Here is a 21,521-nt window from a genome sequence, read left to right on the forward strand (position 1 = left end):
TTTAATTTTTGATGCAAATTTAGCCAAAAATAGGTAAATAAAATATAAAAAATCGCTGAATTTGGCGCGCAAAAAGCAATTTAAAAAATTTTAACGAAGTTTGAAACGTTTTTGATATAATATTTTAAAAAATTATTCGGGAAAATACAATGCAAGAAATTTTAGACGGTGCCGTCAAATTTATGGAAGAAGATTTTTTAGAACACAAGGAGCTTTTTGAAAGCCTGGGCGAGAAGCAGACGCCGCACACTCTTTTTGTCGGCTGTATCGACTCGCGCGTCGTGCCTAGCCTCATAACAAACACGATGCCGGGCGACCTAGTCGTCGTGCGAAATATCGCAAATATCGTGCCTCCGTACCGCAAAAGCGAGGAGTTTTTGGCTACGACCTCGGCGATCGAGTACGCCTTGCAAACGCTAAACGTGCAAAACGTCATCATTTGCGGACATAGCAACTGCGGCGGCTGCGCGGCTTTATGGATGGATGAGGCTAAATTTAGCAAAACGCCAAACGTAAAGCGCTGGTTAGATTTGCTGGAGCCCGTAAAAAAGCGCGTTCAAAAGCTTTTTGGCGACAATATCGCAAAAAGAGAGTGGCTAACCGAGCGCTTAAGCCTCGTAAATTCGTTTGAAAATTTACTGAGCTATCCAGACGTCAAGGCTAAATTTAAAGACGAGGAGCTAAAAATTTATGCCTGGCACTACATAATAGAAACGGGCGAAATCTACAACTACAACTTCGCGACGAAGAGCTTTAAACTGCTAGGAGTCGAGAAATGAGAAAAATTTTAGCCGCCGTTTTTGCGCTGTGCTTTGGCTTAAATTTACTAGCAAATACCAAAATCGACGACATAAACGCCACGGATATCCTAAGCGTCGTAAATCAAATCAACGAAGCAAACGCTCAGATCGCCGTTATCAAGGCGCAATCGGCTGAAAATAACGAAACTGCCGATAAAAACGTGCTTTTTAAAACCGTCTCGGAGAAAAAAGAAAAGCTAATCGAGCAAATCCCCTACCTCATCATGCAAATCGAAATCGACGAGGAGCAGGTGCAAAAATTTAAGCGCGAAATGCAAAATTTGGAATCAAAAATCAAACGGCTAAAAAACTCGGACAATCAAAATTTATACGTAAAAGACAAGCTGGAGTTCGAGCGTATGCGGCTTGACGGGCTGTTTTACTCCTCGCTTTTAAATTTAGAAAATATCTTCAAAGAAGGCGGCAAGGCCGTGGACGTAAGGCTCGCCGTCGAGGAAACGCTGCTTAGCTTTCAGACCGAGTTTTACTCGCAGTTTAAGGAGTTTAAAGATAGTCTAAATGAAGAAGCGCTCGCTGCGCATAAAGGCGAGCTAGAGGCGCTAGAGGCGCACAAAAAGACGCTTGAGGAGATACTCCACTACCTGCGCGATAACGCCGAGCTGCTCACGTCAAACTACATCATTTCGGAGCTAAATTTAAAAACGGCGATCGATTTTATCAACGAAAAGGCCTCCTTTACGAGTAAATTTAACGTCGGCAAGGCTGCGATTATATTCGTCGTATTTTTGTTTTTCGTCTCGTTTACGACGCTACTTAGTAGGCTCACGCTGTGGGCTTTGATGAAATTTTTCGTCAAGCACGACTCGGATAGACAGACGAAAGGGCGCATCGTAGAAATCATCAAGCGCCCGATGCTACTCACTCTTATCGCCTATGCGATAGATATTTGCGTCTCGATCGCGTATTATCCCGCTCCGATGCCGATAAAATTTGCAAATTTCTTAGCGATCACTTTCGTCATCGCCGTCACTTGGCTCATACTTAGCGTACTAAACGGCTACGGCATGGTGCTCATCAACGAACTCACCAAAAAAAGCGGGCGCAAAGAGGTGATAAATTTGATCCTAAAGATCATCTATTTCATCATCTTCGTTATCGCGCTGCTTATCGTGCTTAGCAAGCTCGGATTTAACGTTAGTGCCATCATCGCCTCTCTTGGTATCGGCGGCCTTGCGGTGGCTCTTGCGACTAAGGATATTTTGGCGAATTTCTTTGCTTCCGTTATGCTGCTCTTTGATAATTCGTTTTCTCAGGGCGACTGGATCGTGTGCGGCGACATCGAGGGAACGGTCGTGGAGATCGGACTTAGGAAAACGACCGTGCGAACCTTTGACAACGCCCTTATATTTGTGCCAAACTCCAAGCTAGCTAGCGATCCGATCCGAAACTGGAGCAGGCGAAAAATGGGACGACGCATCAGGATGCTAATCGGATTAGAATACAGCGCCACGACCGAGCAGATCAAAAAGTGCGTCGAGGAAATCAAACAGATGCTAATCGACCACCCAGATATCGCAAAGGGCGACGATATGGGCTCGAAAAAGGCTAGCCGCTACGACCGCGGTATCGTCTCGATCGACGACCTGGCGGGATATAAGTCAAATTTGTTCGTTGTAGTGGACGAGTTTGCCGATAGCTCGATAAATATCCTCGTGTACTGCTTTTCAAAGACGATAGTTTGGGGCGAGTTTTTGGCCGTCAAAGAGGACGTGATGCTAAAAATAATGAATATCGTAGAGGCCAACGGGCTTGGATTTGCCTTCCCTAGTCAGAGCCTATATGTCGAAGAAGTGAAAAAATAATTTTAAAGGAGAGAAAATGAGTGAAGAATTTGACTACGAAGAGGAAGATTTGGAGGAGGAATACTCCGAATTTGACGACGAAAGATCCGAAAAATACAGCTATAACTACGACGAGAACGACTACGAATACGGCGACGAAGACGAAGAAGATAGCTACGAGATGCGATTTGCGCTCAAGTTCGGCTTTGCGGGGCAAATTTGCCGGCAGGCCGAATTTGGAGCGTAAATTTGACTCGTAATCAAATTTAAACTAAATATTGAGTAAGGCGAGACGACCGTTTTGCGTAGGCTCAGTTAAATTTAAACAGGCTTTGCGCCGATATACAAATTCATCCTGCTTTTGATGATTTTTGGCGGTTGTTGCCTTCAAATTTAGGCATTTATATCTAGCTTTCGGATTTTATTTAGAGCTTCTAAAAGCTTGGTTACGTCTGTTCCTCTTTCTTGTTCGGCTTTGATAAATTTCTCGAAAAACTCGCGCTTTATATCCTTGTAAACGTAGGTTTGGCTTTTACTCGTCGCTTTGATCGGTTTAAATTTCTTTTCTTTTGCGGCGTCTGCTTGCGCTTCCTTTTTGGCTGTTTCGTCAAAGTCGCCCTTTTTTAGCGCGATTTTTTGCAGCGCGTCCCCGATACTCTCGCCGTTTTTAAATACGTCTTTTAGAAATTTAAAAAACTCTTTTTTACTTGCTTCGTCCGCGTAGCTCACGCGATCTTCTATCTCTTGCCCAAGAAGCGTAATGCGCTCTTTTGCGGGCGTTTGGTCGAAATTTAGCGCGCCGTCCTTGAGCGAAATTTTAACATTTGCGTATTCGCCTAGGATTTTATTTGCCGCGTACTCGAGCCACTTATCTTTAAACTCCTCCTCGCTCATGTCTGAATCCAGCAGTTTCGAGGCCTCGGCGTCCATTACCAGACCGCTGCCGCTACGCATGCCAAGCCCTGTGCCAAACCCGCCCAGATCGACGTTAAATTTACTCAAAAACTTATCCACGCTAAAGACATCCTGTCTAAATATACCGGACGGATCGCCCGCGTGCGCGATCAAGGCTCGCGTGCTATCTACGAAGCTTTTTAGCTCGGCGGCTTTTTCTTTGTCGGTACTCGGATCAAGCCCGTTCATCTTGCCCCAGATGCTGATTTTATCGTCTCTCGTGTAGCCGCTTAGAGAAAATATCCTCCTAGCAAATACGGGCTCGCTAGGCTTTAGTCCGAACTCCTTACGCCATCCATCCTCTAGCTCGTCAAATCTCATTTTCGCACCCAACCACATGCTTAAATTTTTACCAGTTAGCTTTTCTGGATCAACCTTGTCCGCCCAAATTTTTAGTTGGTCGTAGTCTAATTCGCTTGGATTTACCGTATCGTAATTAATCTGTGCCGTCAAATTTGACATCAAATTCGCCGCTTCTTTTTCCTCGCGTGCTTTTAAATTTTGCCCGCGAGCGCCGCTAAAATCGAAATTTGCATTTGCGTTAAATCCGTTTACGCCGCCTATCATCTAAAATCCTTTTAAAATTTGGCTTTCTAACGATATCGGCAAAATTTGAGGAAAATTTAGAGTAAAAGATAAGAAGTGGTATAAAATTTACGGTCGGCCGCCAAGCCGCGTGGGCGCTGACTAGTCGCCGTAAATTTGCGCCGCATCGCTACCGGCCGACAAACGCTCGCGTAAATTTATTTTTGCTCAAAGTCTTCCCAGGGATTTATGCAGTAGGTGCCGCGGCCCGCGTGTTTGGCCTTATAAAGAGCATCGTCGGCGCGCTGAAGCAGCAGATCAAACGAGCCGTGTCCGATCTGTCCTTCTGCGATGCCGGCACTCACGGATAGTCCGCTAAATAGTGGATTTTCTTGACAAATTTTAAAAAATCGGTCGATCAAAATTTGCACGCGAGGCGCTATGCTTTGCATATTCGCGCCGTCGGTAAATATCGAGATAAACTCGTCTCCGCCTATGCGTACGTTCATAGCGTCGTTAAAAATTTCCTTTATCAGCTCCGCGATCGCAACCAGAGCCTTGTCGCCCGCCTGATGTCCGTGCTCGTCGTTTACCTGCTTGAAGCGATCTAAATCCATATAAAGTATGCTCATATGCGTGGTTTTTAGATTGTCTAAAAATGCGTCCAGCTGGTTGCGATTTGCTAATCCGGTGAGCTGATCGTAGTGAGCTAGATGCTCGATGTTTTGCAGATATTCGTACTCTTTCGTCACGTCGCGAGCGATGCCGACGGTGCCGATGATAGTTTCGCCGTCAAATATCGGCGTCTTATATGTTTTTAGCTTGCTTAGCTTGCCGTCTGCCTTCATCACCTCTTCGTCCAGCAGGCAGGTCTTGCGCGCTGCTACGACGTCGTCCTCGGTCTGGACGCAGACGTAGCCCGTTTGCTCGTATATCTCCTTTGGGATATTCCAGATATAGTAGTGATCTTTACCGCGAACGTCGTCTTTTTGCTTATCTACGACCTCGCAAAAGGCGTCGTTTACCTCTAGGTGCAGTCCGTCCATATCCTTAAACCAGATCATATCTGGAGATGAGTTTATCGTCGTCTGCAACCACGTTTTTTGTAGCCACGCCTCTTTACGCTCGGCGATCAAATTTAGCGCTTTTTCAAAGTAAAAGTCGTCTAAATTTGCGCTTTCTAGCCAAATTTCATCGGCGGCATCTTTTTGTTCGCCGGCTATCTTGTCCGCATCCCTCGCGTAAATCGCCAAAAAGCCGTTTTTGCCGATACGGTTTTTTAGCTCGGGTAAATTTAGTCCGCAGCTCTCGCTTGCGATGATGAGATATTGATTTTCGTCGGGTATGGGCGCAGGGATATCGCTTGAGCTTTTTATAGTGCTAAATTCGTGCGTAAAGCGCAGCCTTGGCTGGATTTTTTCTAAAATTTCAAGCTTGTTTTTTAAATCCTCGCTTAAGCAAATATGCAGTTTGACGCTATACATAATCTCCCCTTTTTTATTTGCAAAAATTATACGACACTTTGGCTTTATTTGGGCTTTTGAGGTAAATTTAGCGAGGCATAATTTAAGGCGAGCAAGGCTTTAGCTAGGCCCGCTCGCAAAATTTATAAGTCGGTTAGTTTTTGTACATAAGATTAGGCAACCAAAGCGAAATCTCCGGGATATACGTCACTAAAATAAGCCCGATAAATAGCGTCAAAGTCCACGGCAAGCATGAGACGATGACGTCTTTTAGATTCATGCCAGTTAGGCCGCTGGCGACGAATAAATTTAAGCCCACGGGCGGCGTGATCATGCCGATTTCCATATTCACGATTAGCAGGATACCGAAGTGTACCGGATCCACGCCTAGCGCTTTTGCGATCGGTAGCAGTAGCGGCACCATGATCATCACTACCGATGAGGGCTCCATAAACTGTCCCATGATGAAAAGCAGGATGTTTACGATGATTAAAAAGCCGATCTTGCCGATATTTGCGGCCAGGATGCTCTCTGCTATCGTTTGCGGGATGTTTTCGGTAGCTAGCAGGTATGCAAATACGAACGCGTTTGCGATGATGAAAAATATCATCGCCGTCGTGATGGCAGACTCTAGGCAGATGTCCCACAGGTCTTTAAATTTGATATCTTTATAGACAAATAGCGAAATAATCAGCGCATATATAGCGCTGGCTGCCGCAGCCTCGGTCGGCGTAAAAATGCCGCCGTAGATACCGCCGATAACGACTACTACGATTAGCAGTGCCCAAAAGGCTTTGCCGAATTTTTTTATTCGCTCGCTCCAAGGCTCGGGCGTAGTAGCTTTAAATCCGAGTTTTTTCGCTCCGATATAAGTCTGAAGTATCATCATGCCGCCTAGCATCAGTCCAGGCACCACGCCCGCCATAAATAGCTTCGCGATGCTGGTATCCGATGTCACGCCGTAAACGATCATAACGACCGAAGGCGGGATGAGGATGCCTAGAGAGCCTGCCGTCGTGATGCCGCCCACGGCGTATTCTTTCGGGTAGCCTGCTTCTTTAATGGCGACGAACATAATAGAGCCTATCGCTACGACCGTAGCGGGCGAGCTACCAGAAACCGCGGCAAATATCACGCACGCAAATATCGCGCTCATCGGCAGGCCGCCAGGCAGGTGTCCGACCATAGATTTAGCAAAATCTATAATGCGTCTAGCAGAACCGCCCTTGCTCAGTAAATTTCCTGCCAGGATAAACATCGGAATCGCCATGAGAGGAAATTTATTGATACCGTCAAAAATACGCTGAGGCACCTCCGAAACATCTAAGCTGGTAAAGAGCAGCATCGTTAAAACCGTGCTAGCTCCAAGCGAAACAGCGACGGGAACGCCTATAAGCATAAGGCCAAACAGCGAGATAAATAAAAATGCAATGGTCATAGGCTCTCCTTAGCTTTTCTTGACCGAGTCGTGTATCATCTCGGCTTCGTTGTTTATGATGACTTTATCTGAAGGCGTCATAGCGATCTGGAAAATTTTCTCTCCGGCACGGTAGCTAGCACCCAAAAACGCTATCGGAAGTACCAGCATCGGCACCCATTCCGGCACGCCTAGATCCACACTCATGGAATCAAGCTCGATCAACACCTGTAGATACTGCACGCTATAATCTACTATAAACATCAAAAACGCCGTCGTTATGATGTTTGCTAAGATGAGGTAGGCCTTTGCGACGATGGGCGGAAATCTCTCGATCAAAATCGTAACCGAGATATGTATGCCCTTTCTAAAGCCGTATGCTGCGGCAAAAAACGCCGACCAGATAAAAAGGTAGTTGGTTAGCTCGCCCGCCCACGACCAACCCGTGTTAAAGCAGTAGCGCATAACGACGTTAATGAAGGCTAGCAGCGTACCTGCGGCGATGCCTAGCACCGCCACGGTTTTGTTTACCGAGGCGATGCCGACATCTAAAATCTCAAAAAATTTACCCATAAAATCCTACTTCGTATTTATCGTTTTTTCTACCAGGTCTTGACCGATCACGTTGTAGAAGTTCGGATAAATCGGCTTCATAGCCTCTGCCCATTTGCCCTTTTGATCGGCATTTAGCTCGATTATCTCAAGCTTTTTGCTCTCGCCTGCGTATTTTTTAAGCTCGCTTAAAATATGCTCTTCTTCTTTAGCCGTCTCTTCGCGCTCGAACGCCGTAGCTTCTTTTAGAGCTTGCGTTACGTGAGCTTTCATATCATCAGGCAAACCTTTCCAAAATTTCTCGCTCATAACGACTAAATATCCCAAATATCCATGGCTAGATAGCGTTAAAGAGCTTTGCGCCTCGTAAAATTTGGAGTTGTAGAAATTTGAAAGCGGGTTTTCCGTCGCATCGACTACGCCTTGTTGTAGGGCTGGATAAACCTCTGAAAACGGTAATACTTGCGGGTTGCCGCCGACTACTTTGATCTGCTCTTCAAGCACCTTTGAGCTTTGGATGCGGAATTTTTGTCCCTTAGCGTCCGCAGGCTCTACGATAGGCTTTTTGCTTGAGCTAAAGTGCTTAAATCCCGCGTCCCAAAAATCAAGCGCGATGAAGCCTTTTTTAGCGATCATATCTTTTAGAGCTTGTCCGACTTCGCCGTCTTCTACCGCGTAAAGATGGGCGTTGTCTCTAAAGATAAACGGCAGGTCAAATAGCTGAAACTGCGGTACTATCGGCGTAAATTTAGAAAAACTAGGCGCGGCCATTTGGACGTTGCCAAGCTTTAGCGCTGCAAAAACCCTATCGTCATCCATTAGCGACGCGGCAGGATACACCTCGACCTTGATCGCTCCGCCGCTAAGCTCGCCGACTCTTTTTGCAAAAAAATCGGCAGCCTTGCCTTTTGGCGTAGAGGCGGCCACGACGTGAGCAAATTTGATCGTGTATGTTTTGCCTGCGGCAAATGCGCTTCCGGCCAGCGCGCAAGAAAGAAGCAGTGCGGAAAGTAACTTAAATTTCATGTGAAGTCCTTTTTGTGAAATGCGCTATGTGTTAGCTTGAAACGATTATAAAATATAAAACTAGCGAATTTGGAAATTTTCCTTTTTATATCGTAAATTTTATCCCTTTTATGTGTAAAAAAGTAACACATAGATAAATCTGCATAGATAATATTGTCGTTTCACTTTATATTTTGCCAGCCCTTACTTAATCAAATGTTACTAAAATACACACTATCTTACATTTTGCTTGCTTTTAAGTTGAAATTTATCATACTAAGCTTTGGTTAAATTTAACGGACCGCTCTTTTAAAATTACCGCTTTTACGCCCTCTTTGACGCTTCGTTATAGAGCTTAAAAGCTTGCTAGACTAGGATTTTCTTTAAAGATCATTCGAGCTAAATAAAATCGCGTGTGTGCCGTATCTTTACGGCTCTATGAGCGAACTAGCGCTTAAAAGCTAGTAATTGCGATTTAGGCTAAAATTTACAAAACCAGCGAGCATGTCGCTAAATTTATCATTAAAGATAAAACATCCGAATTTATCGCAAAATCTACGGTTATTGATAAAAGCTTATTAAAGCGTTAGTAAAATAGTTACTCTTTTGTCGCTATAATACCGATAAATTTTATTACAAAGGAAAAATTATGTTTGAACTTAGAAAACTACCTTTTGACCCGAAGGCAAACGCCGTCGTAAGCGAGGAAACCTGTAACTATCACCACGGCAAACACCACCAAACCTATATCAATAACCTAAATAATTTGATAAAAGGTACCGAGTTTGAGGGCGCTAGCCTCTTTGATATCCTGACAAAAAGCTCCGGCGGCGTGTTTAATAACGCGGCTCAGGTCTACAACCACGACTTTTACTGGGATTGCATCGCTAGAAAAAGCCAGATGAGCGACGAACTAAAGGTGCGCTTGGAAAAAGATATTCCAAATTTTAAAGATGAGTTTTTAAAGGCTGCGACTACGCTTTTTGGCTCCGGCTGGGCGTGGCTGGTTTACAATCCAAAAGAGGACAAACTACAAATCGTACAAACAAGCAACGCGCAAACCCCGGTAACTGAGGGCCTCGTGCCGCTTTTAGTCGCGGACGTTTGGGAGCACGCATACTACGTTGATCACAGAAACGCGCGCCCGGCGTATTTGGAGAAGCTGTTTGAAAATATCAACTGGGATTTTGTTTCGAGCGCTTACGAGTGGGCGCTAAAAGAGGGGCTAAATTCGGTTAAATTTTACGTTTCCGAGCTTCACGGCGGCGCTAAATCTTGCTGCGGTTGCGGATGCAACTAGTTTAAATTCGCTATTTTTACAAGTTTTTTAAGAGTCTTGGACAGCGCGCGGCGGCTTATTTTTCTAAGTAAGCGTAAGCCCGCGAGTAAATTTAACCTTGAGCGAGGACTCCGCTTGGTTAAATTTACTTTATATAAATTATTTTAAAGTAAGATTTCAGTCTCATTTCAAAAAAAGGACAAAAATGAAGAAAATTTTAGTTTCATCTTTGGCGGCTTTTGCCGCAGTTGCTATGCTTAGCGGTTGCCAGGCAAACAAAAGCGAAAGCGCAAACAAAGCGCAAATCACCAAATCGCAAGCCGAAGTGATTAAATTTACCGGCATAAACGATCCGAAATACGTCGTCAAACTAAGCTCGACGGACGAATTTAATACCGCCGTGCTAGAAGATAGCAAAGGACGCAAAATCAACCTTAAAAACGCGGTCACCGCAAGCGGCACGAGACTAGCTAACGACGACGGCGCCGAGATAACGTTTAAACGCGGCGAAGGTATCCTAAACCTTGAAAAAGGCGGCGAGGATATTTTCTTAAAATACGACGAATAGTTTTTCCGCCGATTTTCGGCGGATTTTTAAATTTACATGGTTTTTGCTTTTTCTCCTGGCATTCTTTTCGGCTCTATGATTTTTGTCGCCAAATTTGGCGATTAGCGATTTTTTCTCATAATCAGCCTAAAACCGCGTCTTTAAATCCAAACTTATCCCAAGCAAAACGGCTGACGAATCGTGCCTTTAGGGCAAGCAGCTTCAAATAGCAAAAATTTAGCGCAAAAATAAATTTAAGGCCTGATTAGATTTTTGCCGTTTAGCGATAAATTTAAAACCCTTCATACGCAGTTAAAGCGTTTGGTTTGATTAAGCGCGAGTAGAGCCTCGCCATTACGCACTTATGATTTAGAAATTTAAATTGCTATTACGCTAAATTTTCAGCGATCTAATTTGAAATTTAAGCGCCTCTATCACCGCGGCAAAATGAGGTAAAAAATCTAGATTTGTTTAAAGCGGAGCTTTTATCGTAATCGCCTACGCGCGCAATGCAAAGTCCTGATAAATAATCCGCGATTACGCCGCAGATAAAACTTCGCTTCAACTCGCGCCGATTTTAAATTTTGCTTTCTAAGTGCCTAAAATTTCGGCTTTTATGCCTATGAACATAGCGCTTGAGAGAGGTTTTTTAATTTTATCAAACGTTTACTCTAAATCCGCACGCGGTTAAACCCTATTTGCCCGCATACTCCGCAAAGCCGCTGCCGGCAGCTAGAGGGCGCGATATTTTTGAGCCGTTTATTTAGGCTGCGTTTCTTGATTTACGCAGCTTTCAAATATAAATTTATGCTCCTGCGGCAGCGACTCGTAAAGTTTTAGCGAGAGATTTCTGATCTCCCAAAGCGCCGATTTTGAGCTGCGAAGCGAGAGGAAATTTTGCAAACTGCGCGCGTTTACGCTCCACGTGAGCTCGGTTTTGTAGCACTCGGGTAGGCAGTATTTGACGATGTCGAGGCTTTTTGTGGTGTTTGCGAGGATTTCGCGTAGGTTTTCTAGCGCTTTGATACTTGCGTTATCGACCGTTTCGTCGCCGGTTAATACTATAAATCTCGCCGCCCGCTCAAAGTCGCCAAGCTCAAATTTGAGCTCTTTTTTTAGCTCTTTTAGCGTGTAGCGCGTTGATTTTACGCTGAGGCTTGCTACGCGGTGACGGGCCAGCTCTTGTAGCAAGGCGCGCGAGATACCTTGGATGTAGAAGTTGTATGAGAGGTGCTCTAGCGTGCTGGCGTGTTTAAATTTATTGCCGACGCGCTCAATCAGCTCGACGTCTTTTTCGCCGCCGTTATCGCCCTTTTCAAAGCTTTGCCAGCATGTGCGGATCGCGTGCGAGCAGATGTTTAGCGGGGTGTAGTTTAGAAGCGTTACTTGCATTTTTGACTCTTTTAGTTAAATTTAGCGGTAAATTTAGCTAAAAATCGATAAAAATTTGATTTTAGTAGATGATATTTGAGATAATATTTTTTAGCTCGTCTTTAGAGATTTTGTTGTCCGCCAGATCTACTACCGCGTCTTCCATAACGCTCGCAAAATGTACGAAGTATCCGTCCATTCCGTTTAATTCTAAAAAATATATCCCAAGCTGTATGGCGGTTCGTTTGTTGCCGTCTAAAAACGGATGAAATTTGACGCACGAAAATACGATATGAGTTAATTTATCTAAAAAATTCGGATAAAATTCATCATTTCTAACGTGCTCCAAAGCAGAAGCCAGATAACCGATACTAACTTCGTTATAGCCGCTTTTGCCGCCTATATTTTCGATGATGTCGTTATGTATTTCTACCGCGTCTTTTATATCGGGGTAGATCATTTATCTTTTAGCCGCTCGTAAATTGCTTTTATTTTAGGATTATTTAAAACGACTTTTCTTAATTTTTCTTTTATCTCTTTTTTGATTTCTTCTTCTTTTTTTTGCATATTTTATCCTAAATTTTTAAGCGAGTATAGCATATTTTATAAAGCTAGGGCGGTTTTATCCGCCCTAAGAATTAAAATTATTTTAACTGAAGCAGCGTGTTTAGCATCTCGTCACTAGTAGTTATCGTCTTTGAGTTAGCCTGGAAGCCGCGCTGTACGACGATGAGCTGAGTTAGCGAGCGAGATAGATCGACGTTACTCATCTCAAGGCTTGAGGCCGAAATTTTACCGCGTCCGGCAGTTTGAGCTGCGCCGATGATTGGGTCGCCCGAGTTTGCCGTGCGAGAAAATAAATTTCCGCCCTCGCCGGCTAAGCCTTGGTTATTTGCAAATTTAGCTACGCCCACTTGCGCGAGTCCTAGGCTTCTGCCGTTGGTAAAAGAGCCTATGAGGGTACCTGCTCCGTCTATCCTTAGTCCGTGTAGCTCGCCGCTAGCATATCCGTCTTGGCTGATGTCGGAGGTGCTTGAGTTATTATCGGTGCTGGTTAGTCCGTCGGTAGTCTGCGTAGTACCGAATTTTAGCTCGATATGCTGACCGATAGACGAGCCGTTTTGCGCGCCGAAGGTAATGCTAGCAGGGCTATACGTCGCTAGCGAGCCGTCCGGGTTAAATCTCACGTAACCGGTTATCACGTTTTTAGGCTCTGTAGTGCTTATTTGATTTGGTTCGGCCACCTGGATCACCATCGTCCACTCCGTTCCGCCGTTTTCGGTATAGCCGCGCTTTACGAAGTCCATCTTAACGTTATGTTTCGTGCCTAGGCTGTCGTAGATATCGGTGCTAGAGCTATGAGCCGCCATATTTAGGCTATCGGTTACTCTTGCAGCGTCTCCGGAGCTTAACGAACCTGAGAGCGGCGCCATAGATGCCGTAAATTTAACGTTTTCGGTTACGTTGTTGGCGGCGTTTGTTAGACCCGTGATAGCTAAATTTATATTATGATCGTCCATACCCGTATCTGCGTTGTTCGTCGTGCCGCCGCCCGTTGCGTCTGTGGCATCGCCGTCGTCGGAGTTAAAGGCGTCTCCGCTAGGATTTTTTACCTGAAACTGGCCGTGCTCGTTCACGGTTATCTCCACGCCGTCGTTTTTGTTGTAGTTTTTAAACGCCTTAGCGTATGCCGCGTCGTAGGCCGCTTGAGCCGCTGCCTCGTTCGAAGTACCTCTAGCGGCATCAAGATCTCTTTTTGAATTGATGGCGTCTACGGTATCGGTAAAAGATGCGATCGCCTTTTTAGCCGTAGCTACTGCAGAACTTAGAGCAGCATTAGTCGGGTTAGCCGTTACTGCGGTATTCATAGCGGTATTTAGAGTCGCGATCTTTGCAATGTAATCGGCTTTCAAGATGGGGTTATTTGGATCCGCTGCTAAAGCCGTAGTAGCGTTATTTGCGTCCGTTACAGCAGTCGCTAAAGCAGTATCGCTAGGTAGCGCAGTCGTTACCGCCGTCGCAGCCGTCGTTAGCTCGCGTCCGGCTTTGAGCGCGCCGTTAGGATTATCTACGTTTCTGCCCTCGTAGTTGGTAAACAATCTAGCATCTTTTTGCATCGCTTCGCGCAAATCCTCGGTAGTCGTTACCTCTCTAGCCATAGCGTCGTCGTATGTGTGTAGCGCGCTGACTCGGGTTTTGTTGTAAGTATATTGGTACGCGGTTATGACCTTAGTATCTACGAAGTCTCCGCCGATGGTATCGCCGCTATTTACGGTCATTTTTATGTTTCTGCTGGCTGCGGTAGTGCCTAGGTTGTTTCTGTTGGTTAGAACTAGTTGATTGCCGTTTATGACGCTAGCTTCTACGCCCGTTTTGCTATATCTTTGATTTATAGCCGTAGCTAGCTCGCTTACGCTATTTACCGTTGCCACTATGGTCTCGCCGTTTAAATTTACGTTCAAATTTTTAGGCGCCGCAAAGGTTCCGTCGTTTCTAGCGCCTACGTCCATAGCCCTAGTTTTAGCATCGGCATAGCTAACCCATATACCCTGCCCCGTGCGTAGATTATACGCGTCGCCGGCATTATTAAATAAAACGCCAAGATCGGCTCCGCGCTCGGTCATTCTCTGCTCGCCTTGCCTATTTACGTAAAATCTATTTTCGCCGATATTGTTTTCTTCGTGTCTTTCCGTGTCGGTTTTGATGCCGTCTTTATTAGTATCGACCCAGTTATGATACTGATCGAGTTGGTAGATAGGTATTTTTTTATTTCCCACGTCGTTGCCGCTGTCTAAGTTTCCCTTTAGAGCGATATTTGTCGTAGCGCGAGCAGGCACGGTTAGGCCGGTGGGTATCTTTATATCGCTAAGAGGCCTGGTCGGATCTATCTCGCCCGTAACCTCGTCCCTCATCCAGCCTTGCACGATATTTCCGCCGTTATCGACAAAGTTACCCTCGCTATCCCTTGAAAAATCGCCGTTTCTAGTATAGTAGGTGGTCTTGCCGCCGTCCGGGCTAACCATAAAAAACCCGTCGCCTTGAAGCGCGATATCGGTTTGCTTGTCGGTGGTTTGCAAAGAGCCTTGCTTAAAAATTCTCGTTGTGGAGTTTATCTGAGTGCCTAGACCCACCTCCATGTTATTTACGCCGCCGTGTTGATTTTGCGGTGAGGTAGCGATACGCGACTGTTGATAAATAAGGTCATCGAAATTTGCGCGGTTGTATTTGTAGCCGACGGTGTTTACGTTGGCGATGTTGTTGCCCTCGACGTCCATAGCGATCTGGTGAGCTTGCAGTCCGGTAACGCCTGCCCATAGCGATCTCATCATAGTTTATCCTTTGTAAAAAGTGAAATTTAAGCTAGTCAAAGCAAAAGACGTTCCAAATTTTAAATTTGGTTTAGTATTTGTGAAAGTAACGACAAAAAGAATATATGAGCTAAATTTTGTAAATTTACTTCAAAATTTGAATGAAAAAAATTAAGGCGAAGTATCGTGAGATGATTTTAAATGTTTTGAAGTAAATTTCGTCCCAAGACTAGACGTATAGTCTGTCGTAGGGCGAAATTTACGAAATCATTTAAAAGCGCTCGCGAGACAAGCCGTGAAATTTACAAAATCATCGCACCGATTACGCCGCCGATTAACAGCGGTATATTAAAGAAGATAAACGTCGGCACGCACGTATCGTAGATGTGATTGTGCTGGCCGTCGGCGTTTAGACCGCTCGTAGGTCCTAGCGTGCTGTCGCTAGCGGGACTGCCCGCATCGCCCAGAGCCGCCGCGATACCTACTAGCAAGATAATAGCCGCCGGAGAAAAACCCAGCGACAGCGAAAACGGCACGTAGATCGCCGCGATGATCGGTATCGTGCCAAAGCTCGTGCCGATACCCATGGTAACTAGCAAACCGATAGCTAGCATAAGTATCGCGCCGCCTATTTTGCCGCCCACCACCTCGCTAGCAAAGCTCACTAGCTGCTCGATGCCGCCGCTCTCGCGCAAAACCGAGCCAAAGCCTGCGGCAACGAGCATGATAAATGCGATAAAGCCCATCATCGCTAGGCCGCTGTCCATGATCTTGTCGATTTTACGGTACTCGATACCGCCCAAAACTATCATGACTAAAAGCCCAAGAAGCGCACCAAGAGGCATACTTTCGGTATAAATTTGCACCCCAAAGGCTACTACCGCGCCGCCTAGCACCGCCCACTCTTTTTTAGTCATTTCTAGGCTTGCGGCTATCTGCGCCTCCCTCTCTTCGCCGCTTTCAAATTTAGTGTGCGCGTAGTCGCGCCTTTTGCGGTAAAAGACGAAAATCGCCAAAAAGAGTCCGACTAGCATCGAGGCTCCGCCTATCCACATCACACTTGAAATCTGGCTCATCTGCACCGTTACGCCGTTGTTTGCGAGCTCTTTTTGGATGATGCCGTGAAAGATAAGGCCAAAACCCACGCTAAGGCTAACGTAAGGCGCCTTTAGTCCAAAAGTAAGAGCGCACGCGACGGCTCGGCGGTCGATGCCTAGGCGGTTCATCAGCGGCAAAAGCGGTGGAATGAGAATCGGGATGAAAGCGATATGCACGGGAATCAAATTTTGCGACAAGCAAGCAATCGCGGCGATGATAAGCGCGAAATAGGTGCTGGTTTTCGCTAGAGCCTTGCTAACGGCGTTTATGAGGATCGCAGTTAGGTTCGTATCGGCTATCGCGGCCGCAAGCGCGCCTAGCAGGATGTAGCTAAGCGAGGTTTCTAGGTTGCCGCTCATACCCGTTATCAGCGTCGAAGTAGTCGCCTTTAGAGCGCCCAAAAAGGACTCTACGCCCCCAAATCCGCCGTGGTAGATGAGTCCCGCGACTAGAGCGGAGACGAGGATAGAAAGCAGGATGTTAAACCTTAGCAAACAAAGCGCGGTCATCACGATGATGCTGATTACAACGGGATTGGTTAGCATTTTTGATCCTTTTTTGATTTTTAAATTTATCATAGCGCTAAATTTACGACTCGGCGTGAATACGGTCAAATTTAAGCATAGCCAGCAAAATCAAGCAAACTAAGCACCGGGCGCCAAAGCCGCCTTCGCAGCGCAAAAGGCTAAATTTATCCTCGGCGAATTTGGCCCCAAATTTAACCCTAAATCAACGGCGCTAAGACGAACCGAAGTTAAAATTATCGCATTTTCTTGCGCTAGAACCCAAATTCGCCGTTTAATTACGCCTAGTCCATTTGCTCCGACTTTGCACTAAATCTATGCCCGAAAAACAAGCCCGCAAATGCCAAATTCACGTACATTAGGCAAAAGCTAGATTGCCCGGTCGCCAAACGGCTTTTATTTGCCGATACGGCTCATATCCTTAGACGTAAATTTCCTTGCAAGCGGTCGCTTTCGGTTACTTTTAATAATTTTATAATATAAAAATTAAAGTAAAGTAAAATTTAGTCTAGCCGGAGCGCAATCTCATAAAAACTACCAAAAGGAAACAATATTTAAACCGCTCTTAGCGCGTCTAAAGTCGCGGCTTTAGCTTTCGGCGGCCGTAATCCTTTATAAATATGAGCGCTAGTAGTGCAAAATCCGCGGTTTAAAGCCAAATTTACGCGCGGTGTAAAATCGATAAGATCAAGCGCATAGCGAGATTTTATTTTTACGCGAGCGCAAAGGATATCTGTGCTCAAATTTAAATTTTCGCGTTTGCTTAATTTAACGCACGAATTTCGTAAAGCAAATTTAGCCCAAAATCCAAAGCTCGCCTTGATTCTCGTATAAATTTAGCGATTTAAAACCGCAAACCGATATTTATTTTGCGTGCAGCTCTTTTGCGTATTTTGATTTTTCCAGATTTTCGATTAGCTTTTGCGTGCGCATATCCCTAGCCTCGGGCACTAGATGAAACCACGTGTCGTGCAGAAATTTACGCGGGAAATAGCTATCTTTATAATCCCCTATCATCTCAAAACCGTTATCTTCGATGAGCTTTTTTACGTCTTTTAAAAATTTTTGATTATCCGCAGCGTGCGGGTCGTTTAGATCGTAGCAGTCATCGCCCGCGACGGCCGGATATGTAAAGATAAATTTAATCCCTTTTTCTTGCTCCAGCTTTTTCATAAATTTTAAATTTTGCCTAAAAATATCGTTTATGCCGATCTCGCTACCCGAAAAATCGGTGAAAAATATATACTGCTGGCAGGGCATCTGGGTGTCTCTTGCCTCGTCTACTTTGCCGACGTATTGATAATCTCCGCGCTCGCCGTTTTTAAAATTAGGCGAAAAATCGTGCACGGCTTGCGGCCAACGATGGATAAAGTTGTTAAAATTTATCTTAAACGCCGCCCTATCCCTATAGTCTCTGGTTACGGCGTTCATAAAGGCTTGCGGCGGGATTTGCGAGATAGTTTTTAGCTTTTCTAAAAACGGCAAATAGTCGTAAAAATGATGTAGCTCGAAAAAAATCCCGTAGTAATAAGTATCGGGCGGTATGTCGCCGATATAGTAGCGATACTCTAGCGGCAGGATAAAAATATCGCCTTTGTGGGCGAATTTAGCCGCGCGGTATAGCCTATGAAGCAGCGGATAGCCGCCGTGGTCGCCTAAATTTATCGTTAGCTTGCCAAAGTGCTTTTCAAGCATCAAAGAGTTTATGCCGTGGTATGAGTTTGAGCCGCTTTCTACGATGATGCGGTTTTGATCGGTAGTGTTTGTTATGAGATAGTTTTTATACGCATAGTGATGAGCCGACGAAACTCTGATGAGAAACATCGCAAACGCCAAATAAGCTCCGATCAAAGCGAGCGTCAAAACGGGAAGCGCGATGAGGAAAATTTTATATTTTTTCAAATTTAATCCTAAAAGTTAAAATACAAAAACGGAGACTCCTGCGCTCCGGAGCTAAAAACAAAAGCCAAAGCAAGCAAAAATGCCGTAAATAGCGCGGTAAGAAAGCCAAATTTTGCTCTAGCGGCCATTTCGTTCGAGTTTCGTCCAAAAACCGTAACCAAAAGCGTGACGCCTATGATTGCGCAAAACGTACCCATGGCTATTTGCGGCGTTTCTAGGAAATTTATTTGATTAAATCCTAAAGAATTGCTTATATGCTCTAAATAGTTAAAATTTATCTTAACCGAGCTAAAATCAAACATGCCCTTTAGCACCTTCATCGCGCTATCTAGGTCTCTAGCGCGGAAAAATATCCAAGTGATATTTATAAAGTTAAATGTTATAAACCAGGCTAGAAATTTATTCATCGGGCGAAAATGCGCGCCGTAAAATCTACAAATCATCATCGCTAGTCCGTGCAGCGCGCCCCAGATGATAAACATCCAGCCCGCTCCGTGCCAGAGTCCGCCCAGCAAAAACACCGCAAAAACGTTAGCGTAAGTGCGGTATTCGCCCTTGCGGTTACCTCCTAGCGGGATATAGATATAATCGCGTAAAAATCTAGAAAGCGTCATATGCCATCTGTGCCAAAAGTCTTGGATGTTTAGCGCTTTGTAAGGGGAGTTGAAATTTAGCGGCAGGATAATGTTAAACATATATGAAATACCGATGGCCATATCGGTGTAACCGCTAAAGTCGAAATACAGCTGAAACGTATAACTAATGCTCGTTATCCACGCCTCGCTCATACTAAGCGTAGGGTAAACGTCAAATCCATGAATAGCAAATCTAGCAAAAAAATCGGCCACTACGACCTTTTTAAAAAGTCCGATCGAAAACAAAAAAAGCCCGATGCTTAAATTTTTATAGTTTATGCGCTTTAAGCGTAAATTCGCAAACTGCGGCATCATCTCGGCGTGGTGGATGATAGGGCCGGCTAAAAGATGCGGGAAATACGTAACGAAAAGCGCGTAGCGAAGGAAGCTCGGTTCTTTTACTTTTTCATGATAGCAATCTACCAAAAACGCTATTTGCGTAAAGGTAAAAAAGCTGATGCCAAGAGGCAAAATAACGTGATGCAGCGGTACGTCGGCGCCGAAAATTCCGTTAAAATTCGCTATCAAAAAATCGGTGTATTTGTAGTAGGCCAGCAAGGCTAAATTTGCCGCGACGCCCGCCCATAAAATAAGCTTTTTGCGGGAAGGGTGATTGCAAAGAAGATGACCGACGTAGAAGTTAAACGTGATCGAACATAAAATAAGCGGAATATAAATAAAATTCCAATATCCATAGAAAAACAATGAGGCGACAGTAAGCCATAAAATGCTTAGTTGGATTAGCTTAAATTTATTTAATATAAAATAAATGCTAAAAGTAATCGGCAAGAAAAAAACGATGAATGCAAATGAATTAAAAAGCATCTCACTCCTTGTTTAAAAAAGAGTTTAAATATACTCAAATTTGATTTAAATTAAGCTTTTTAATCCTAAATTTGATAAAATCGCTCAAATTTCACCAAAAGGATCAAATTTGAGAAGCGACATCATCAAAAAAGGCTATACGCGCGCGCCGCACAGAAGCTTGCTAAGAGCGACGGGGTTAAAAGACGAGGACTTTGAAAAGCCGTTTATCGGCGTAGCAAATAGCTTTATCGAGATCATCCCGGGGCACTTTTTCCTTAACAAATACTCCGAAATTTTAAAAGACGAGATCCGCAAAAACGACTGCGTGCCGTTTGAGTTTAACTGCATCGGCGTGGACGACGGCATCGCGATGGGGCACAGCGGTATGCTTTATAGCCTACCTAGCCGCGAGCTAATCGCAAATTCGATCGAAACGGTGATGAACGCTCATCAGCTAGACGCGCTTGTCTGCATGCCAAACTGCGATAAAATAGTGCCCGGCATGGTTATGGGCGCGCTTCGCGTGAACGTACCGACGGTTTTTGTTAGCGGCGGCCCGATGAAAAAGGGCTACACCAAAAAAGGCGAGCCGATCGATCTATCTACGGCGTTTGAGGCGGTGGGTAAATTTGAAACCAAAGAGATCAGCGCCGAGGAGCTAAAAGAGATCGAGTGCAAAGCCTGTCCAAGCGGCGGCAGCTGCTCGGGGATGTTTACGGCAAACTCGATGAACACGCTATGCGAAGCGATGGGTATCGCGCTAAAAGGCAACGGCACCGTGCCGGCTCTTACGCCCGAGCGCGAGGAGCTCATCAGGCAGGCCGGGCGGCGAATTTGCGAGATCGCGCTAGATGAAAAATATAAAATCCGCAACATCGTGAACGAAAAATCTATCCAAAACGCCCTCGTAGTCGATATGGCGATGGGCGGCAGCAGCAACACCGTGCTGCACATCCTAGCTATCGCGCGCGAAGCTGGGGTAAATTTGCAAATCGCAAGCCTAAACGACATCAGCCGCAAGATCGCCCACATCGCTAAAATCAGCCCGAGCTTGCCAAATATCCACATGGAGGATATCGACCGCGCGGGCGGCCTAAGCGCCGTGATAAACGAAATTTCGCGCCGCGACAACGGACTGCTGGATCTGGGCGCGCCGACGGTCACGGGCGAGAGTCTGGGCGAGCGCGTGGGCGCTAGCGTCATAAAAGACGAATCGGTCATCCATAAGGTCGAAAACGCCTATTCGGACGTGGGCGGACTGGCGATTTTGTTTGGAAATTTAGCCGAGCAAGGCTGCGTCATAAAAACCGCGGGCATCATCGGCGAGCGTAAATTTAGCGGCAAGGCCGTGTGCTTTAACAGCCAAGACGAGGCGATAGAGGGCATCTCAAAGGGCAAAGTCGGTAAAGGCGACGTAGTCGTCATCCGCTACGAAGGGCCGCGCGGAGGCCCGGGTATGCAAGAGATGCTAAGCCCTACGAGCCTAATCATGGGGCGAGGCCTGGGCGCGGACGTGGCGCTGATCACGGACG

Annotated in this window: 17 protein-coding genes; 6 read left to right on the forward strand and 11 right to left on the reverse strand. The window is 45.4% G+C overall.

All coding sequences use genetic code 11. The features are described 5' to 3' along the window. Positions 1-149: 149 nt before the first annotated feature. Genes Q0218_RS04755 through Q0218_RS04765 form a run of 3 tightly spaced genes read left to right on the forward strand, consistent with a single transcriptional unit; the run spans position 150 to position 2,849 of the window. The gene (locus Q0218_RS04755) at positions 150-779 is read left to right on the forward strand and encodes a carbonic anhydrase (RefSeq protein ID WP_122873118.1); all 630 of its coding nucleotides are present in this window, start codon (positions 150-152) and stop codon (positions 777-779) included. Then, positions 776-2,623: a mechanosensitive ion channel domain-containing protein gene (locus Q0218_RS04760; protein ID WP_297966847.1), complete on the forward strand. Its 1,848-nt coding sequence runs from the start codon at positions 776-778 to the stop codon at positions 2,621-2,623. Before Q0218_RS04755 ends, Q0218_RS04760 begins: the two co-directional genes overlap by 4 nt. Before the next feature lie 16 nt (positions 2,624-2,639). After that, complete coding sequence (locus Q0218_RS04765) at positions 2,640-2,849, forward strand: hypothetical protein (protein WP_297966849.1); 210 nt, start codon at positions 2,640-2,642, stop codon at positions 2,847-2,849. 146 nt (positions 2,850-2,995) lie between these two features. Here the strand turns inward: Q0218_RS04765 and Q0218_RS04770 are convergent, their stop codons facing one another. The 5 genes from Q0218_RS04770 to Q0218_RS04790 all read right to left on the reverse strand — a co-directional run bounded on the left by Q0218_RS04770 (position 2,996) and on the right by Q0218_RS04790 (position 8,539). Further along, positions 2,996-4,123, reverse strand: coding sequence for a hypothetical protein (locus tag Q0218_RS04770; protein WP_297966852.1), 1,128 nt, complete (start codon positions 4,121-4,123; stop codon positions 2,996-2,998). A 176-nt stretch (positions 4,124-4,299) separates the two neighbouring features. Then, the gene (locus tag Q0218_RS04775) at positions 4,300-5,565 is read right to left on the reverse strand and encodes a sensor domain-containing diguanylate cyclase (RefSeq protein WP_297966854.1); all 1,266 of its coding nucleotides are present in this window, start codon (positions 5,563-5,565) and stop codon (positions 4,300-4,302) included. A 133-nt stretch (positions 5,566-5,698) separates the two neighbouring features. After that, positions 5,699-6,982, reverse strand: a complete 1,284-nt coding sequence (locus Q0218_RS04780; RefSeq protein ID WP_297966856.1) for a TRAP transporter large permease subunit — start codon at positions 6,980-6,982, stop codon at positions 5,699-5,701. Positions 6,983-6,991: 9 nt separating this feature from the next. Continuing rightward, positions 6,992-7,534 (reverse strand): TRAP transporter small permease, encoded by a 543-nt coding sequence (locus Q0218_RS04785; RefSeq protein WP_297966859.1) that lies wholly within the window; start codon positions 7,532-7,534, stop codon positions 6,992-6,994. Between the two features lie 6 nt (positions 7,535-7,540). Then, positions 7,541-8,539: a DctP family TRAP transporter solute-binding subunit gene (locus tag Q0218_RS04790; RefSeq protein WP_297966861.1), complete on the reverse strand. Its 999-nt coding sequence runs from the start codon at positions 8,537-8,539 to the stop codon at positions 7,541-7,543. A gap of 628 nt (positions 8,540-9,167) precedes the next feature. Between Q0218_RS04790 and sodB the strand changes: the two genes are divergently transcribed. Together sodB and Q0218_RS04800 are read left to right on the forward strand one after the other, a co-directional pair. Then, positions 9,168-9,818, forward strand: a complete 651-nt coding sequence (sodB, locus tag Q0218_RS04795) for a superoxide dismutase [Fe] (RefSeq protein WP_297966863.1) — start codon at positions 9,168-9,170, stop codon at positions 9,816-9,818. 184 nt (positions 9,819-10,002) lie between these two features. Then, positions 10,003-10,365 (forward strand): hypothetical protein, encoded by a 363-nt coding sequence (locus tag Q0218_RS04800; protein WP_297966865.1) that lies wholly within the window; start codon positions 10,003-10,005, stop codon positions 10,363-10,365. Positions 10,366-11,103: 738 nt separating this feature from the next. Here the strand turns inward: Q0218_RS04800 and thyX are convergent. The 6 genes from thyX to Q0218_RS04830 form a co-directional block, all read right to left on the reverse strand. Beyond that, entirely contained in the window at positions 11,104-11,736 is a 633-nt protein-coding gene (gene thyX, locus Q0218_RS04805; protein ID WP_297966867.1) for an FAD-dependent thymidylate synthase, read from the reverse strand. A gap of 61 nt (positions 11,737-11,797) precedes the next feature. Next, the gene (locus Q0218_RS04810; protein WP_297966869.1) at positions 11,798-12,175 is read right to left on the reverse strand and encodes a type II toxin-antitoxin system death-on-curing family toxin; all 378 of its coding nucleotides are present in this window, start codon (positions 12,173-12,175) and stop codon (positions 11,798-11,800) included. A gap of 184 nt (positions 12,176-12,359) precedes the next feature. Next, positions 12,360-15,044, reverse strand: coding sequence for a flagellar hook-basal body complex protein (locus Q0218_RS04815; protein WP_297966871.1), 2,685 nt, complete (start codon positions 15,042-15,044; stop codon positions 12,360-12,362). Positions 15,045-15,325: 281 nt separating this feature from the next. Then, a complete protein-coding gene (locus tag Q0218_RS04820; RefSeq protein ID WP_297966873.1) occupies positions 15,326-16,666 on the reverse strand; it encodes a Na+/H+ antiporter NhaC family protein in 1,341 nt (446 codons plus the stop codon). 843 nt (positions 16,667-17,509) lie between these two features. Further along, positions 17,510-18,547, reverse strand: a complete 1,038-nt coding sequence (locus tag Q0218_RS04825; RefSeq protein WP_297966875.1) for a hypothetical protein — start codon at positions 18,545-18,547, stop codon at positions 17,510-17,512. An 8-nt stretch (positions 18,548-18,555) separates the two neighbouring features. Beyond that, the gene (locus Q0218_RS04830) at positions 18,556-20,007 is read right to left on the reverse strand and encodes an MBOAT family O-acyltransferase (protein ID WP_297966879.1); all 1,452 of its coding nucleotides are present in this window, start codon (positions 20,005-20,007) and stop codon (positions 18,556-18,558) included. Positions 20,008-20,116: 109 nt separating this feature from the next. On the opposite strand from Q0218_RS04830, the gene Q0218_RS04835 reads away from it, so the two are divergent. Further along, positions 20,117-21,521 (forward strand): dihydroxy-acid dehydratase (locus tag Q0218_RS04835; protein ID WP_297966882.1); only part of this gene is annotated, 1,405 nt, incomplete at its 3' end.

Source organism: uncultured Campylobacter sp., from assembly GCF_938039245.1.
In the GTDB taxonomy this organism is placed as follows: Bacteria; Campylobacterota; Campylobacteria; order Campylobacterales; family Campylobacteraceae; genus Campylobacter_A.

Excerpts from the sequence above, each read along its gene's own strand:
- Q0218_RS04755 (WP_122873118.1), top strand. The coding sequence starts at position 150 with ATGCAAGAAATTTTAGACGGTGCCGTCAAATTTATGGAAGAAGATTTT.
- Q0218_RS04760 (WP_297966847.1), top strand. The coding sequence starts at position 776 with ATGAGAAAAATTTTAGCCGCCGTTTTTGCGCTGTGCTTTGGCTTAAAT.
- Q0218_RS04765 (WP_297966849.1), top strand. The coding sequence starts at position 2,640 with ATGAGTGAAGAATTTGACTACGAAGAGGAAGATTTGGAGGAGGAATAC.
- Q0218_RS04770 (WP_297966852.1), bottom strand. The coding sequence starts at position 4,123 with ATGATAGGCGGCGTAAACGGATTTAACGCAAATGCAAATTTCGATTTT.
- Q0218_RS04775 (WP_297966854.1), bottom strand. The coding sequence starts at position 5,565 with ATGTATAGCGTCAAACTGCATATTTGCTTAAGCGAGGATTTAAAAAAC.
- Q0218_RS04780 (WP_297966856.1), bottom strand. The coding sequence starts at position 6,982 with ATGACCATTGCATTTTTATTTATCTCGCTGTTTGGCCTTATGCTTATA.
- Q0218_RS04785 (WP_297966859.1), bottom strand. The coding sequence starts at position 7,534 with ATGGGTAAATTTTTTGAGATTTTAGATGTCGGCATCGCCTCGGTAAAC.
- Q0218_RS04790 (WP_297966861.1), bottom strand. The coding sequence starts at position 8,539 with ATGAAATTTAAGTTACTTTCCGCACTGCTTCTTTCTTGCGCGCTGGCC.
- sodB (WP_297966863.1), top strand. The coding sequence starts at position 9,168 with ATGTTTGAACTTAGAAAACTACCTTTTGACCCGAAGGCAAACGCCGTC.
- Q0218_RS04800 (WP_297966865.1), top strand. The coding sequence starts at position 10,003 with ATGAAGAAAATTTTAGTTTCATCTTTGGCGGCTTTTGCCGCAGTTGCT.
- thyX (WP_297966867.1), bottom strand. The coding sequence starts at position 11,736 with ATGCAAGTAACGCTTCTAAACTACACCCCGCTAAACATCTGCTCGCAC.
- Q0218_RS04810 (WP_297966869.1), bottom strand. The coding sequence starts at position 12,175 with ATGATCTACCCCGATATAAAAGACGCGGTAGAAATACATAACGACATC.
- Q0218_RS04815 (WP_297966871.1), bottom strand. The coding sequence starts at position 15,044 with ATGATGAGATCGCTATGGGCAGGCGTTACCGGACTGCAAGCTCACCAG.
- Q0218_RS04820 (WP_297966873.1), bottom strand. The coding sequence starts at position 16,666 with ATGCTAACCAATCCCGTTGTAATCAGCATCATCGTGATGACCGCGCTT.
- Q0218_RS04830 (WP_297966879.1), bottom strand. The coding sequence starts at position 20,007 with ATGCTTTTTAATTCATTTGCATTCATCGTTTTTTTCTTGCCGATTACT.